Source organism: Paenibacillus sp. UNC217MF, assembly GCF_000686865.1.
Taxonomy (GTDB): domain Bacteria; phylum Bacillota; class Bacilli; order Paenibacillales; family Paenibacillaceae; genus Paenibacillus_B; species Paenibacillus_B suaedae.
The window spans coordinates 183,247-198,554 of record NZ_JMLT01000013.1; the positions used below are offsets into that span (position 1 = coordinate 183,247).

Annotated in this window: 14 protein-coding genes; 9 read left to right on the top strand and 5 right to left on the bottom strand. The window is 48.2% G+C overall.

Annotated elements, in window-relative coordinates; translation table 11 throughout:
* The first annotated feature begins 339 nt into the window (after positions 1-339).
* The 4 genes from BP95_RS0109380 (at position 340) to BP95_RS0109395 (ending at position 4,424) form a co-directional block, all read left to right on the top strand.
* On the top strand, positions 340-1,809 hold the full coding sequence (locus tag BP95_RS0109380; RefSeq protein ID WP_028531996.1) for a catalase: 1,470 nt from the start codon (positions 340-342) through the stop codon (positions 1,807-1,809).
* A 50-nt stretch (positions 1,810-1,859) separates the two neighbouring features.
* Complete coding sequence (locus BP95_RS0109385; protein WP_021255323.1) at positions 1,860-2,132, top strand: transcriptional repressor; 273 nt, start codon at positions 1,860-1,862, stop codon at positions 2,130-2,132.
* A 269-nt stretch (positions 2,133-2,401) separates the two neighbouring features.
* Positions 2,402-3,076, top strand: a complete 675-nt coding sequence (locus BP95_RS0109390) for a serine/threonine-protein kinase (RefSeq protein WP_036666889.1) — start codon at positions 2,402-2,404, stop codon at positions 3,074-3,076.
* A gap of 160 nt (positions 3,077-3,236) precedes the next feature.
* Positions 3,237-4,424: a trans-sulfuration enzyme family protein gene (locus BP95_RS0109395; protein WP_028531998.1), complete on the top strand. Its 1,188-nt coding sequence runs from the start codon at positions 3,237-3,239 to the stop codon at positions 4,422-4,424.
* A gap of 78 nt (positions 4,425-4,502) precedes the next feature.
* On the opposite strand, the gene BP95_RS0109400 is transcribed toward BP95_RS0109395, so the two are convergent.
* Positions 4,503-4,940 carry a hypothetical protein gene (locus BP95_RS0109400; protein ID WP_021255320.1) on the bottom strand — a complete coding sequence of 146 codons (438 nt, stop codon included), beginning with the start codon at positions 4,938-4,940 and terminating at the stop codon, positions 4,503-4,505.
* 398 nt (positions 4,941-5,338) lie between these two features.
* On the opposite strand from BP95_RS0109400, the gene BP95_RS0109405 reads away from it, so the two are divergent.
* From BP95_RS0109405 to wsfD, 5 genes are all read left to right on the top strand, one after another.
* On the top strand, positions 5,339-6,529 hold the full coding sequence (locus BP95_RS0109405) for an anhydro-N-acetylmuramic acid kinase (RefSeq protein ID WP_021255319.1): 1,191 nt from the start codon (positions 5,339-5,341) through the stop codon (positions 6,527-6,529).
* Positions 6,530-6,635: 106 nt separating this feature from the next.
* A complete protein-coding gene (locus tag BP95_RS0109410) occupies positions 6,636-7,733 on the top strand; it encodes a serine hydrolase domain-containing protein (protein ID WP_021255318.1) in 1,098 nt (365 codons plus the stop codon).
* Between the two features lie 225 nt (positions 7,734-7,958).
* Positions 7,959-8,975 (top strand): glycosyltransferase family 2 protein, encoded by a 1,017-nt coding sequence (locus BP95_RS0109415; RefSeq protein WP_021255317.1) that lies wholly within the window; start codon positions 7,959-7,961, stop codon positions 8,973-8,975.
* Complete coding sequence (locus BP95_RS0109420; protein WP_028532000.1) at positions 8,972-9,499, top strand: GtrA family protein; 528 nt, start codon at positions 8,972-8,974, stop codon at positions 9,497-9,499. The genes BP95_RS0109415 and BP95_RS0109420 overlap by 4 nt, the downstream gene beginning before the upstream one ends.
* Positions 9,500-9,566: 67 nt before the next feature.
* On the top strand, positions 9,567-10,985 hold the full coding sequence (gene wsfD, locus BP95_RS0109425) for a glycan biosynthesis hexose transferase WsfD (protein ID WP_028532001.1): 1,419 nt from the start codon (positions 9,567-9,569) through the stop codon (positions 10,983-10,985).
* A 129-nt stretch (positions 10,986-11,114) separates the two neighbouring features.
* Here the strand turns inward: wsfD and BP95_RS0109430 are convergent, their stop codons facing one another.
* From BP95_RS0109430 to BP95_RS0109445, 4 genes are all read right to left on the bottom strand, one after another.
* Positions 11,115-11,540: a MarR family winged helix-turn-helix transcriptional regulator gene (locus tag BP95_RS0109430; protein WP_028532002.1), complete on the bottom strand. Its 426-nt coding sequence runs from the start codon at positions 11,538-11,540 to the stop codon at positions 11,115-11,117.
* Between the two features lie 165 nt (positions 11,541-11,705).
* Positions 11,706-12,935, bottom strand: a complete 1,230-nt coding sequence (locus tag BP95_RS0109435; RefSeq protein ID WP_028532003.1) for a macrolide family glycosyltransferase — start codon at positions 12,933-12,935, stop codon at positions 11,706-11,708.
* Positions 12,936-12,959: 24 nt separating this feature from the next.
* On the bottom strand, positions 12,960-14,456 hold the full coding sequence (locus BP95_RS29980; protein ID WP_231515078.1) for an MFS transporter: 1,497 nt from the start codon (positions 14,454-14,456) through the stop codon (positions 12,960-12,962).
* A 114-nt stretch (positions 14,457-14,570) separates the two neighbouring features.
* A complete protein-coding gene (locus tag BP95_RS0109445; protein ID WP_021255311.1) occupies positions 14,571-15,218 on the bottom strand; it encodes a hypothetical protein in 648 nt (215 codons plus the stop codon).
* Between the last annotated feature and the right edge of the window lie 90 nt (positions 15,219-15,308).

The window sequence follows — 15,308 nt, forward strand, 5'->3', positions numbered from 1 at the left end:
ATAGGGGATAAGGTGCATTTTCATTTCTGCCTATCCGCTTGTTCTAGCCCCCACGACTTATTCAAATTTCCATCAAAGAAGCAGCACAGGATGGCTTCTATCACCAAGTTTCAGTTCTCTCGCGATATCCAGCATCAGTATTATCCTCTCATTCACTATTTAATCCTTGGCCGCATATCATGTGCCGGTACCCACGATTATTCTGTTATTTTATCTAAATTAAGTATTAGATTATAATTATTATTGATAAATGCATCTCAGTGTGCTAAATTAATAACACACTTAATAATAATAATTATTATTTAAAACATAAAATAAAAACATGCGGAGGCGATATTATTGAGTAACCCGACGAAACTGACAACAAATCAAGGCGCCCCAGTAGCTGATAATCAAAACTCGAAAACAGCTGGACAGCGCGGTCCAGTGTTGTTGGAGGATTACCATCTCATTGAGAAGCTTGCGCATTTCGATCGAGAACGTATTCCTGAGCGTGTCGTCCATGCTCGCGGTGCAGGGGCGTTCGGTGTGTTTCGTCCGTATCAAAGCATGTCTAAATATACAAAGGCAGCCTTCTTGCAGGATCCTTCCATTGAGACGAAGGTATTCGTGCGTTTCTCTACGGTCATCCATGGAGGGACATCTCCTGAGACGCTTCGCGATCCACGCGGATTCGCTGTGAAGTTCTATACAACCGAAGGCAATTATGACTTAGTAGGCAATAACCTGCCTGTGTTCTTTATTCGGGATGCGATTAAGTTCCCGGATATGGTGCACTCCCTGAAGCCGGCTCCACATACGAATATCCAGACACCAGATCATTACTGGGACTTCATGTCGCTGTCTCCTGAATCGACCAATATGTTGACATGGTTATTCTCAGACCTGGGTATCCCGGCGAATTATCGAGAAATGGACGGATTTAGCGTACACGCCTTCAAATGGGTGAATGAGGAAGGCAAGGTTGTCTATGTGAAATATACGTGGAAATCACTTCAAGGTGTGCGCAGCCTGACTGCTGAAGAAGCGGAACATATTCAAGCGAAGGATTTCAACCACGCTACTCGTGACTTGTATGAATCGATCGAAGCAGAAGACTTCCCAGAATGGGACTTGTATGTGCAAATGATGGAGCCATCGCAAGGGGATGATTTTGATTTCGATCCGCTTGATCCTACGAAGGTATGGCCGGAAGAGCTAGTGCCGATGATGAAGGTAGGACGGATGACATTGAACGAGAACCCGGCGAACTTCTTCGCGAGCGTAGAACAGTCTGCCTTCTCGCCAAGCGTACTGGTACCTGGCATTGAGCCATCGGAAGATAAGCTGCTGCAAGGCCGCTTGTTCTCTTATCCGGATACACAGCGCCACCGTCTAGGGACAAACTATTTGCAAATACCAGTCAATTGCCCGTTTGCCCAAGTTCGGAACCATCAGCGCGATGGAGCCATGAATGTGAATCAGGATCCGTCTCCAATTAACTATGAACCGAACAGCCATCCCGGCGCATATGTTGAAGCTGGAGGGCAATACGCAGAGAGCGAAATGCTCCTCGACGGCACGACGATGCGGCGTACGATTAGCAAGACGAATGACTTCGGGCAGGCTGGCGATAAGTATCGCACCTTAACCCCAGAGGAGCAATCGCGATTGATTGCGAACTTGGTGAACGACCTCAAGCAGGTTAGACCTGAGGTTCAAATGCGCGCATTGTGCAACTTCTTCCGTGCCGATGCGGGCTATGGTGCCCGAATTGCGGCTGGCCTTGGGATTGACGTAAGTGCGCACACACAACATATGAACTCATAACATGCTCTTAAGTAACGACGAAGACAACGATAAGAAAGGTAGGGACCCCCATGAATCGCAATTCGATGATCTCATTCGTACAATCTGACAGTAAGCGAGAACCCGTACATTTAACACAGCAGAGAGAAGCGGTCTTATCGTTCGTTAATCAAGCCAAGTCCCCCGCAACCGCGATTGAAATTTATATTGGAATGCGTGCGACCACGAAGCGCATTTCACTCTCTACGGTATATTGCAGCTTGAAATATTTTGTTAAGAACGGTATCGTGCGTGAACTGAATGAAGATCACACCTCGAAGCGGTATGAATGCATTGCCAAATAAGTACTTGAATCCTTGATGGATTTTATCATTTACATGAGGAAGGATAGAGGCTCAGATTTATATCTGAGTCCCTATCCTTTTTTTGCGTGACCATACCCTGATGTATTCCTTGGCTGCTCCCAATTAGATTGCAAAAAGAGGCTCTCATTTTTTGGATCTGGGGCATCTGATGGTAGCGCTCGAAGACCGGCGATATGGTATATTAAGGGGAGAAATGCGTTTCGCTTGGGTCGCACATGGTCAATGATTAGAAGGAGAAATGGGTATTGATGCTTAATCCAGAGCAGCTTCAGTCGCTAAAAGAGCAGATTGAGCTTGTTCTGCTGCCTGCAGCAGACATTCGCAGTCTGAATGGGGACGACCCCGTTCAAGTGTCCAATACACCGGTGGATTGGGAGGTTATTGGCGCAGGGAATTATGCGGTCGTCTTCAGCCATAAGCAATATGCCTCTGTTGCCGTAAAAGTGTATGCAGCAGGTAGGAAGGGGTTGGACGACGAAGCGGAAGTATATCGACGTCTGGGCAAGCATCCTGCCTATTCGGAATGTTATTACGTCGGGCAAGGATATTTGATATTGAAGCGGCTACCTGGGGTAACGCTGTATCACTGCCTCCGGCATGGGGTATCGATACCACAATCGGTATTGGACGATATTGATGAAGCGCTGGAGTATGCATCCGCACGAGGGTTGACCCCAAGAGATATCCATGGCAAAAATGTCACCAATGATTGTGGCAAAGGGTATGTCGTGGATGTATCCGATTTTCTGATCCCGCAGCCTGACCGCATGTGGGGAGACTTCAAGCGGGCATATCGGTTGTTGTACAAACCGTTGGGTCTGAAGTGGGGAGTGCCGGTTCCGGGGTGGCTGCTTGAACTGCTTCGCAAAAGCTACCAGATTTACCGTAGACGCGCGGCTGCGACGGGCTGCAATAAGAACTGACCATGCGAGCGGGAAGGAAAATACATGGGTAGTAGAAAGTCATAGTACTAGGGGATTCATATGTAGCAATGTCCATACACGGTGTCAGATAGGGCTGGCATGCCTCAGTATGGTGCAATATAAATGTAGTCATTATTGCCGCGAAGGGAACGATAAGATCATGTCAACCGAGAGACAAGGCCTGTCTTCAGACAAGAAGTGGGACAAGCAAACAGTAGTCGTGCATGATTGTCACGATGAACGGCATTTCGGAGCAGTTACAATGCCGATGTATCAGAACAGTCTGTTTACCTTTTCATGCCATAAGGAATTTTATGAGGCATTGGATTCTCCGCTAGAGCACCATCTCTACTCGCGGGGCAACAATCCGAGCGTCAATGAATTAGAGCGTCGGTTGGCTCTGCTGGAGGGAGGGGAAGCAGCACGCTGCTTCGCTTCAGGAATGGCGGCGATCTCTGCGGCCATTATGTCAGCGGTGAAGGCCGGTGATCACGTCATCTGTGTGGATCATGTCTATGGGCCGACTCGTGAAATGCTTGGCAATTACCTGCACCGCTTCGGGATTGAGACGACATTCGTGAATGGGGAATCGATTGAGAGTATAGAAGCCGCTGTTCGGCCGAATACTTCGATGTTATATCTCGAGAGCCCGACAAGCATGACGATTCGACTTCAGGATCTGCGTGCATGTGCAGAGCTCGCCAAGCGAATCGGAGCGACAACGATCATTGATAATACGTGGGCGACTCCGATATTCCAGAATCCGCTGGAACTCGGTATTGACTTGGTGGTTCATTCCTTGACGAAATATATTGGCGGACATAGTGATATTATGGCTGGGGTTATTATCGGTTCACATGAACGGCTGCAAGAAATCGGACGCCAAGAATTTCTGTTATACGGCGGAATCATGACGCCGCAGACAGCATGTCTTGCGATGCGCGGACTGCGCACGCTCCCACTGCGTATGGAGCGGCTGCAGCAGAATGGTCTTGCTGTGGCTGCGTATTTGGATGAGCTTCCGTACATTGCACGAGTAAATCATCCCGGACTGATTACTTATCCGCAGCATGAGTTGGCGAAGCAGCAAATGAGTGGGTACGGGAGCTTGTTCTCCTTCGAGATGGCGCTTCCGCTTGAGCAGGTGCTGACATGGGCAGATCGGCTGCAAATGTTCCGAATCGGGGTCAGCTGGGGTGGCTATGAGAGCTTAGTGCAGGTTGTTCGTCCACTAGCAGGGCAAGAGGGAGAAGAGCTTGTCCTCGTACGGCTGTACGCAGGACTTGAAGATCCTGAACTGCTCAGTCAGGATATGTGCCGCTCCTTCGAACAATTGGGACTATCGTAGAATTAGAGGTATATAGGATAAACACAAAAGAACTGGCTGCGCAGATAGACGCGTCCAGTTCTTTTTGCGTTGCAGCCATCATTTTTCGATACAGAGGGTAATGTTGAACTCGCACTCCTCATCTTCGATGTAGGCTGCAATCTTGCGCAGCAAGGCAGCAGCCTGTGATCCTGAAGCTGCTAAGTCATACTTGAACTTCATCTCTTCTTGGGATAGTACAACTTGGTGAGAAGCCGGAGAGAAGCTACCCGTTTCATCTCGGAGCGTATAGCTTGCGTTTGCAAGCAGCGACTCGTTGGATGATCGAGGCATAATCGGATTGAATACACTTTTTTTCCCGCATAGATCCTCATAAATTTGTAGCTTCTTCAACCAATTGTAATACATCGAAGAGCTCTTGAACCCGAAGCCTTCTGCCATTTCATGAATACGATTGCTTAGACGCAGCTTCTTTATGGTATCAATTTGTTCGTCTCTCTCAAGGGACTCAATATCCTGAAGAGAAGGGAAATTCATACAATCAGCTCCTTAGTGTGATGAAAATCTCTTGGATTGATTTGGATAGATTATAATCTGTCAGGATCAGAAATACAATGTGTCAATTGTGTTACGAGGTGCAATTGGTTACATGAGAAATGTACGAACTGAAGCAGAATGTTTTAATAATTGTTGAAATTACTCTTCAACATGGCTCTTTTCGATCTGCGTGAGCCCATCCCTATGAGATTCATGTGGAATGATAATTCTATTATTATATCATAAATTGAAATAAAATTTCAGAAGCGTATAATAAGAATAGAGGACAAAAATGACATGTTCTCGCAAAAAATAGGGCTTAATGGATTCAGCAGCAATTATTCATGAAGGCGTTTACATATCATGTAGAGAATTGGAGTTTCTAAGGAGGAGAAAGGTTGCGCACACGATCATTAGCTGTAAAATCGGAACATATTATCATCGGACTAATGTCAGGTACTTCACTCGATGGGATTGACGCCGCAGTCGTTTCCATTCAGGGGGCGGGAGTAGAGTCTCGGGCAGATATGATCGCCTTTCATTGCAAGGAATATGATGATGAGCTTCGAGAGCGACTGAAAAGATTGTGTACAAGAGGCGGAACGAGTACAGAAGAAATATGTATCATGAATGCCTATATGGGGGAAATGCTGGCACAGGCGGCGCGCGAGGCGGCAAGCAATGCTGGAATCTCGATGGAGGACGTCGATTTCATCAGCTCACACGGCCAGACAATCTGGCACCAGCCTGTCGTAGATAGGGCAGATCGATGTGCGGTTCCTTCCACTCTACAAATTGGGGATATCTCAATCATTGCCAAGCATACGGGTGTCCCCGTTATCGGAGATTATCGGCCGGCGGATATGGCAGTTGGCGGACAGGGAGCACCATTAACGCCGTATGCGGACTATCTGTTGCTGCGAGACTCGGAAGTGGGCAGAATTGCGCAGAACATTGGCGGAATTGGCAATTGTACGATTCTTCCTGCTGGCGGGGATCAGAGCACGGTGACTGCCTTCGATACGGGTCCCGGCAATATGCTGATCGATCAAGCCATCTATCAATTATCGGGCGGGGCATTTGGGTATGACCGCAATGGGGAATGGGCGTCACGCGGCCAGGTGAATACCGAGCTGCTGGATGAATTGCTTGCACATCCATACTACGCCGAGCCGCCAGTGAAGACGACTGGACGTGAGATGTTCGGTACGGATTATGCGCTGCATTGGATCGAGCATGGCAGAATGCTGGGGCTGTCGGCTGAGGATATCGTTGCGACATTCACCGCATTGACGGCCCGCACGATTGCGGATGCCTATCGGCAGTTTGTATTTCCTCAACACCGCATACGAGATGTTATTGTCAGCGGAGGGGGAGCACGCAATGCAACACTGATGCGCTGGCTTGCGGAAGAGCTGCCGGAACAGAAGGTGACAGCCTCTGATGTGATGGGATTGCCGGGAGATGCGAAGGAAGCGATCGCATTCGCCCTGCTTGCAAATGATTTTATACACGGGATTCCGAATAATTTGCCTCGTGTTACCGGAGCTGTGCGTCCAACCATTATGGGCAAGCTGGCCATGCCATAATCCAATCCATAGCTATGATTGCTATGAAGTAGATGAGAATTTCTCGGCAATAGGACTTACGATTGCGTTCTAAGATTCATCACAATGCTGTGGGGGGGATTGGGCGATGCCGGAAGGTCGTCTTGCTGCGAACAACGCACAGTTTCAGGATGCTTGCGCGCTGATTGATGATGCAATAACGAGTGGAGATATTCCAGGGGCCGTCTCGCTTATTTGGTACGGTGGTCATGCGTTCGAGTATGCTAGGGGCCATGCAGTGGATACAGATAAGCATAGGATACCAGTCACGATTGATACCATATACGATTGTGCTTCCTTGACGAAGATTGTCGTGACACTCCCGTTACTATTGATGCTGGTTGAGTCAGATAAGCTTAACTTGGATGATCCTGTGGCCATGCACATGCCCGAGTTCAGCGGCAATGGAAAAGATTCGATTACGATTCGCCAGTTGCTCGCACATACTTCAGGCCTGCCTCCTCATCGGGATTTGTATTCACATGGGTGGTCACCTGATGAGATTGCTCGCCATCTGGATCAAATGGAAGTAGAGTATCCACCGGGAGCAGGCTGTCAGTATAGTTGTCTCGGCTATATTGTGCTCGGTAGACTTATAGAGCGCGTATGCGGAGAGTCACTGGCTTCAGCGGTGGAACGAATGCTGTTGAAGCCGCTCGGCATGGTGGACAGCGGCTTCAATCCCCCACAGGAGGCTCGTTCACGAATAGCGGCTACGGAATATGATTCGCGGCTAGAGGAGCATTGCTGGGGACGGGTTCATGATGAGAATGCAGCTGCGATGGGCGGCGTCGCCGGAAACGCAGGGCTGTTCGCTTCGGCACGCGATCTGGCGCACTATGCCCGCTTGTGGGTAAACAAGGCTGAGCAGGATGGAGCGGAGGGCAATTTGCTGTCTAACCGTGTCATTCAAGAGGCGCTCCGTTGTCAGACTTCCAATATACCCAATGCAAAGCGAGGACTCGGTTGGGTGCTGCAAGGAGATACCGCTGATTTTGCTGGAACAGGATGGTCAGCCTCCAGCTTCGGTCATACAGGCTTTACGGGTACAAGCATATGGATCGATCCTGAAAGGGGTATCGTAGTGGTGCTGCTTACCAATCGCGTGCATTATGGACGGGATAAGAGTATATCAGAACTGCGACGCCAATTTCATGAAGCCGTCCTAGCAGCAATCACAGAATAAAGTTGATTTGTCGGCATGAAACGGAGAATTCACGTCCCTTTATCACGATTTTCGTCTAAAACCGCCTGCTGTTCGCTTTGAGCGTTCGGCAGGCGGTTTTGTCTTTCGCTATAATAGATGAGCCAAGTTATCATTTTGGTTATGCATATTTCATGATATAGGATATAATGGAAATCAGCTGTATGTGGAAATATGTCGTATTTTCAATGTAAAAGGGGTACTACGATGACATTACCGATTCTTTATATGGTCATTCCTTGTTATAACGAGGAGGAGGCCTTGCCAATTACGACACCCGTACTCATCGAATTGCTGAAGGGACTCGAACGGGATCAGCTCGTATCAGCCGACAGCCGTATCGTGCTTGTAGATGATGGGAGCCGAGATGGAACGTGGCAGCAGATCGAGAAGGCCCGCGCCGCTCACCCTGTTATTTGCGGATTGAAGCTTGCTCGCAATGCCGGCCATCAGAAGGCGCTGTTAGCCGGACTTATGTACGCGAAGGAGCATGCGGACTGCATCGTGTCGCTAGACGCCGATCTTCAAGACGATACCGGAGCCATTCGAGAATTCGTGCGCAAGTTTCATGAGGGATACGAGGTCGTATACGGTGTTCGCAACAGCAGAGCAACAGATACATGGTTCAAGCGCTGGAGTGCTGAATCCTTCTATAAAGTGATGCGCAAGATGGGTATCCCATTGGTATACAACCATGCAGATTATCGCCTTATGAGCCGGAGGGCTGTAGAACACTTGAGCGAATTCCATGAAGTGAACTTGTTCTTGCGAGGAATCGTACCGCTGATAGGATTCCGTTCTACAACAGTTGCCTATGACCGTATGGAGCGTGTTGCAGGTGAATCGAAGTATCCGCTTCGCAAGATGCTGTCTTTTGCATGGGATGGCATTACGTCGTTCAGCATCAAACCTATGCGCTTTGTTACAATGCTTGGCTTCATCAGCCTGGGAGCGAGTATTATTGCCGGAGGCTACACGCTTATTTCCAAGCTGACAGGACATACCGTGTCCGGCTGGGCTTCATTGATGTTCTCGCTATGGTTCATCGGCAGCATTCAGCTGCTGGCGTTAGGTGTGATCGGAGAGTACATCGGGAAGATATATAATGAAGTAAAACGCAGACCACCCTATATTGTGGAGACGGTGCTGTCTGACGCATACGTGGCACAGAATGAGGCGCAGCCTTCCTGGCCGGGTGCCCAGCGTGCAGAGGTGAACCGATGAGCCGTGAGCAAGCGGCCAGGAAGGGCTGGCTGGGATTGTTCAGCCGCTATGCGGTTGTCGGCGTGATTAACACATGCATTGGACTTGGGATTATTTATGCACTGATGCACCTTGCTGGATGGGATCACTTCGCATCGACATTTGTCGGGAACACCATAGGGGTGCTGTGCAGTTATGTGCTCAATCGCCGCTTTACGTTCCAATACGAGGGGGCGCAGCTCAGCAGCTTCATTCGGTTCCTTGTTATTTCCTTGCTCTGTTATGCAGCAGCCTACGTGCTGCTTCATCCTGCATTCTCGGCGCTGGTTACGGGGCTGTTAGGCTCGCTGCCGCAATCATGGCAGCAATCGCTGATTGTGTTATGCGAAGCGGGTGCTTACACCGTAACTTCGTTTGTGCTCCATCGACTGATTACCTTCGCCGCACCATCGTCAGCATCTGAGCCTTCTTCCCGTGTGGTGCGAGCGAGCGACGGACAACACGGAGAGGACTATGACAACTACCGCAGTGCTGAACGCCAATAAATGAAATGAGGCGCTTCCCCATCTCGGGGAAGTGCTATTCTTTTTAGTTAGGAGAGTGATTCTTGGCATGAAACGAAAAGATTGGGTATCTTGGGGTTCCGTTCTAATCGGTGCTATCATTTTAACATGCATTTTGTTTACTTCGCCTTATATCGGAGTAGCAGATAACGGAGACTTTGATCGTATCGTGCGGAGCGGGGGGATATCGCCGCTTAATGATACGTTTACATATGAGGACAAATATTTCGGATTTAGTCATTCCAAATATGATTACGGCCCATTTGCTGTCAATTATGCGTCTTCGCAGGTGTTGTTTGTCTTCATTGCAGGGCTGCTTGGACGGGTGCTCAATCCATCCTATTTCCCGATGCAGGCAATGGGCATTGTATATTCATTGCTGCTATTAAGCACACTGTTTGTTATTGTCCGCTACGCTTGTGCAGGCAAGCGGTGGCTGCAAATCACAGCAGCGCTCTGTGTGCTGTTCATGTTTTTCGATATTGGATATGTCGGTTATTTTCATTCCTTTTTCGGTGAGTCGGTTTCCCTGCTGTTTCTATTGTTGTCCACGGCGATTGCGGTTATTTTGGCAAGGCAGCAGCATCCTTCACTCACTTGGCTAGTCCTATTGTTTGTCTGCGCGTTTATATTGGCAGCCTCCAAGATTCAAAATGCGCCGGTTGGCTTGGTGTTTGCTTTATATGGGCTTCGATTGTACAAAAAGCGGCCGGATCGAGCTTGGAAGCGGGTAATAGCTGGGGGAGCAGCCTTCATGATCGCGACAACTGCGCTCATCTATGTATTCGCGCCTAAAGAGTTAAAACAAATCAATTTATATCAGACGATCTTTTTCGGAATTTTAAAAGATTCTCCTCACGTGTCAGAGGACTTGGATGCACTAGGCATCCCTCAGAAATATGCGGTTCTCGCTGGAACGAACTATTTTCAATCCGATGTCCCGATTAAGCAGGATGCGCCTGAGCTTACGGAGCATGTTTACTCCAGACTTGGACATATGGACATTGTTGGCTACTACTTGCGTCATCCAGGTCGGATCATTGACAAGCTTGAGGCTGCCGCTGCGCAGGCGACATTCATTCGTCCTTATTACCTAGGGAGCTATGAGAAGGAATTGGGTGAGCCACGTGGTGCACTATCGTATACCTACAGTACTTGGAGTGAGGGCAAGAAGAAACTAATTCCTAAGAACTTTACCTTCTTCTTCATCTTCTTTGTACTATACATTGGCATCGTGCTGAAGGAGTACATTCGGAATAAATATAAGCGCCAGATGCTGGATGTCACACTCATCGTAGCCTTGATAGCGATTATCTCCGTCGCAGTGCCACTTGTCGGCGATGGGGAAGCCGATTTGGGCAAGCATCTATTCCTGTTCAATGTGAGCTTCGATATTATGATCGTATTTACGGTCATTTGGCTCGTTTCACAGGTGCGCCGAATATTCGACCGTTCGCCGGAGTTGTAATAGTGGACGAAATACAGTCATTGATATAGCTACGCATAGGGAAAATCCCCTCGGGCCGCAGCTGCACATCGTGAGATATCGATGATTCAGCTACGGAACTCCGAGGGGATTTTTATACTGCCTAATCTGTTATAGATCCTTAACATTGTTATGCATAATGGACAAGATTCTGCGGAACGTTTCCACTTCTTCCTCTGTTAATCCCTCAATTGTTTTCTGGTAAGCTTCAATGGATGGGGCAAGAATGTCTTCTTTGATTTCTCGGCCTTTGACAGTCAAGTATACACGAAGTGATCTGCGATCCGACTCATGCGTTACTCGATAGATAAAGCCTTTTTTCTCGAGCTTGAACAGCATGCGAGCTACATTCGTCTGGTCTTTATGCAGCCGCTCAGCGAGTTCCTTCTGTGTGATTCCTTCCTGCTCCCACAACACCACCAAGATCTCCCATTGGTCGACAGTGATGTCGAAAGGATTTACAACCTTCTGATAATAATTCGTAAGCTTCAAATCTGCCCGATGAACAATGACTCCGATATACTTTTCTAATTCCAAATGCGGACCCCCAGATTCATTCACATCGTTATTATAGCTGTTCAAATACGCATGCTTTGAACAACCCCTATCGTTGTTATGACCATTATAGGTAAGGACAAATAACGTGTCAATGAAGCGGGACAGTTGTCGATTGAGCGACGAATCCGGGTTACTTCCGTGTCCTCAAGGCTGTGCTGCTGCCTTCCCAACAACGCTCATGACGATCTCGGCAGCCCGTTCATATCCTCCTGCTTCGCGAAGAGACTTGCCGATGGCATGGGCTTGCTGCTTATAGGAAGGGGTATGCAGCACTTCGAGTAATGCGCTCCGCAGCACTTCTGGCGTGAGACCTTGATGATCCACGATAACTCCAGCTCCCCGGTTCTTCACTTGCATTGCAACCATAGGCTGATCGGACGTTAATGGAATCATGACGAGCGGCACATCGTAGTATAAGGCTTCACTTGTGCTGTTCATGCCGGCATGTGTAATGAAGACATCCACTTGCTGCAGCACTTCCAATTGCGGCAAGTAGGGTTCAATAATGAAATTGTCTGGAATCAAGTCAGCAAGCGGCTCCATATTTGTCTCTTTGCCACAGGCTAAAATGAATGTAATGGATTCATTGCGAAAAGCCTCAAAGCATAGCTTGTAAAATTCAATGTTGTTGTTCAAAATGCTGCCTAGCGAGATATAGACGGTATGTGCATGAGGAAGCTGACTTCGATCCAATGTAAAGGTTGGGGCATCCATGCGCGGTACGATGGATGAGCCAGTGAACACATAGCTGTCGTCCAGCAATTCTGCATTTGGCTGTAAATCACGGCTGAGATGCACGACCTTCAGCTCTCCATATGCGTTGAAAATATCAGACATGTCAGGGGCGGATAGTTGATAGCGATCCGCTAATTGCCTTGCGATCTCCATCGAGGAATCATAGATTGCCTGAATTTCCTGCTCCTCCTGCTCGGTCATCAGTTGTTCTGCTCCGAGCGGTTTCACGAATACGAACGAAGTGATGGAGCATACAGCAGGGATACCAAGACGCTCTGCTATCATTTGTCCGCCCCAGCCGCCTAATAAGTAATCATAAATCAAATAGTCGTAAGAGCCCTGCTCAGTGAGAGCAAGAACCTCTGGAATGATAGGTTCAATCATGCCGCGCAGGATGAAATGAATAAATTGGTAAGGATGCTTGTAAACTTTCGGCTTCAATATCGGATCATCCGCAAATGATCCCCGGGCGTACGTGTAAGTAATGACCTTTGCACCTGTTGCTTCAATCCGTTTGCGATATTCCTCGGTGCACACATAAGTGACTTCCTCACCACACTTTACGAGCTGCTGAACCAAACCTAACGATGGATTCACATGTCCTTCAGCAGGAGTAATGACAACCAATGCACGTGCCAAATCGTCCACCTCCAATAATGGATACTACATTGATGAATGTGACTGTACAATGCTGTGGGCTTTCATCGTAATGCGGAAAGACGTAACGAAACTGAGAACAACGAAGCAGAGTTGTAGAACCAATGCCATCATGACACCCGTGAAGATTCCCAATTGCAGGCTTTCACTTAGAGCTACAAGGGCCCCACTTATCCCTATGCTTACAGCTATGCTGAATGAATCGATGAATTGGAGTGTGGCGGATACCTCGCCCTCCTTGCCTTCCTCAGCCAGCTGCAGAGCAACTGCCCCAATTGTTGGGGTGGCTAGCCCGACTCCAAATCCGGTAATGACCTGCGAGATCAAGGCGAGAGCAACGCCGCCGCCTGACAGTCCAATGGAAGTGAGCACAAGCGAGACACCCACAATCATGATGCATAAGCCAACCCGAATTCTCCTCTGTCGGCCTTCGCCTAGGTCCCGTCGGTCAAGGCGAGCTTGCACCCATGCGGCGCCAGACCAACTTAATGCCCCAGCTGCTACGATTAGACCCGCGAGATCCTCAGTTATTCCTCTCACCTTCGTTAATCCGAGCACGACATAGCTCTCCGTTGCGAAATAGCAGGCGATGTAGAGTGCTCGGGTTACGATTATGGCAGGGAGACCACGCGTTACCGTGAATGTTCCCTGAGGCAGCAGACGACGGAGCGGATGTACCATAATGGCAATCCCAATTCCGGTGAGCACTACGCCTAACCAATCCGTAATTCGGCCTAACCCGGTCAGCAGCAATCCTGTTCCGATAGCGAGCAGTATTGCGTATAACTCTTTGCGCCCGCCCCTGATCTCGGAACTGTTTGATTTCTGTATGCTCCGGAAAGAAGGCAGTGTCATACAGAGAGCGAGCACGATAAGAGGGAGCACGAGCCAAAACACGAATCGCCACGATAAATAGATCGAGATGAGGCCTGCGACATAAGGTCCGATTAATGCAGGAAGAACATAAGCGGCTGAGAAAGCTGCCAATATAGAGGTGCGCAGCGAATCCGGGTATCGAACCGTTACAATGTAATAGACACAGGTGACGAGGGAGCCAGCACCAAAACCCTGCAATGCTCTTCCTGCAATGAGCATATACATATGGAAGGAGAGAGCAGCTATGATGATGCCAATGACAAAGATAGAGAAAGAGACGAGAACGGATGTAATTACGCCATGCCGATCAATTTGTTTGCCGATAACCATGGAACCGATAAGTTGAAATAATAAGAAGGTACTAAAGATCCAGCCGTACAAATGGATGCCTTGCAGACTGTGTGCGAGTGTGGGAGCTATGGTAGTAATGGCGAGACCCTCGAAGGCGACAGTAGATAAAATGAGTATGATGCCGATTGTCAACGCCCGATACGGAACTTGAAAAATTCCGGTGTCTGCAGAACGAATTCCAACACACCTCCGTTCAAAAGTTATAATTGCCTTGACAATAGTAGTCATAGCAACTAATTGGGTAAAAAGAGACATAACCGTTATGTATGGATACAATACAATGGTTATGTCTCTTCGTCGTCCTAGATAGTTGCTACGACTATTATATTCACAACAATTATTTATGTCAATACCTGTAAATTTGAGTATTCACTTAGCAGGAGCTGCAGATTACCATCTGATCCACAGGTTTCCCTTCCAAGTCGGGATATTCGCCCAGCGCTTTCCTTTTGCATCATATTTCACTGTACGCACGGTTACCGTCTGCGGCTTCAATTCTCCAACCTTCTTGCCATCAATGGCTTGGTAGAGTGGAGTTGTTGCTGTTAACTTGACACGCTGGCTTTGTTCTGGATTTAGTATCCATGCTTTGCCTTGATAACTATTGATCTGATACCAGGTAAATCCGGACTCATCAATTTGCTCATTGATAATAGGAAGTGTCTGCGCTGCAAGATTGCCCGTCTGCTTGCCGTTGGGCATGTTATATATGGTTGTATTGGGGCCGATTGCAACGAGTTTGGAGTAGGCATTCGGGTCTTTCATCCACGCTGTTCCCATCCATGTAAACACCCGATACCAAGTCGTATCGTGCTCATCCTTCGATGCTGCTTCAATTGAAATCACCTGGGGCTCCAAGAGGCCTACTTTTTTACCGCTGATCGAATCATAGAGAGTCGTGTTTTGTTTCAGGTCTATCGACACGATTTCTGTCGTAACAACTCCAGTTGTATCTGCTGCTTGTGCTGCAAATGCTCCTGTTGCAGCTATCGTACTGAACGTTAAAGTCATAGCCATCACTGCCACTAATTTCTTCATTATTGAATTCTCCTCTCTCATGGTTATACAATGGTATGGTTTACTGCTAAGGTGAACATTCCGATTACTGGTTACTGGACTTGTTGTCAG

Excerpts from the sequence above, each read along its gene's own strand:
- BP95_RS0109385 (WP_021255323.1), top strand. The coding sequence starts at position 1,860 with ATGAATCGCAATTCGATGATCTCATTCGTACAATCTGACAGTAAGCGA.
- BP95_RS0109390 (WP_036666889.1), top strand. The coding sequence starts at position 2,402 with ATGCTTAATCCAGAGCAGCTTCAGTCGCTAAAAGAGCAGATTGAGCTT.
- BP95_RS0109395 (WP_028531998.1), top strand. The coding sequence starts at position 3,237 with ATGTCAACCGAGAGACAAGGCCTGTCTTCAGACAAGAAGTGGGACAAG.
- BP95_RS0109400 (WP_021255320.1), bottom strand. The coding sequence starts at position 4,940 with ATGAATTTCCCTTCTCTTCAGGATATTGAGTCCCTTGAGAGAGACGAA.
- BP95_RS0109410 (WP_021255318.1), top strand. The coding sequence starts at position 6,636 with ATGCCGGAAGGTCGTCTTGCTGCGAACAACGCACAGTTTCAGGATGCT.
- BP95_RS0109415 (WP_021255317.1), top strand. The coding sequence starts at position 7,959 with ATGACATTACCGATTCTTTATATGGTCATTCCTTGTTATAACGAGGAG.
- BP95_RS0109420 (WP_028532000.1), top strand. The coding sequence starts at position 8,972 with ATGAGCCGTGAGCAAGCGGCCAGGAAGGGCTGGCTGGGATTGTTCAGC.
- wsfD (WP_028532001.1), top strand. The coding sequence starts at position 9,567 with ATGAAACGAAAAGATTGGGTATCTTGGGGTTCCGTTCTAATCGGTGCT.
- BP95_RS0109445 (WP_021255311.1), bottom strand. The coding sequence starts at position 15,218 with ATGAAGAAATTAGTGGCAGTGATGGCTATGACTTTAACGTTCAGTACG.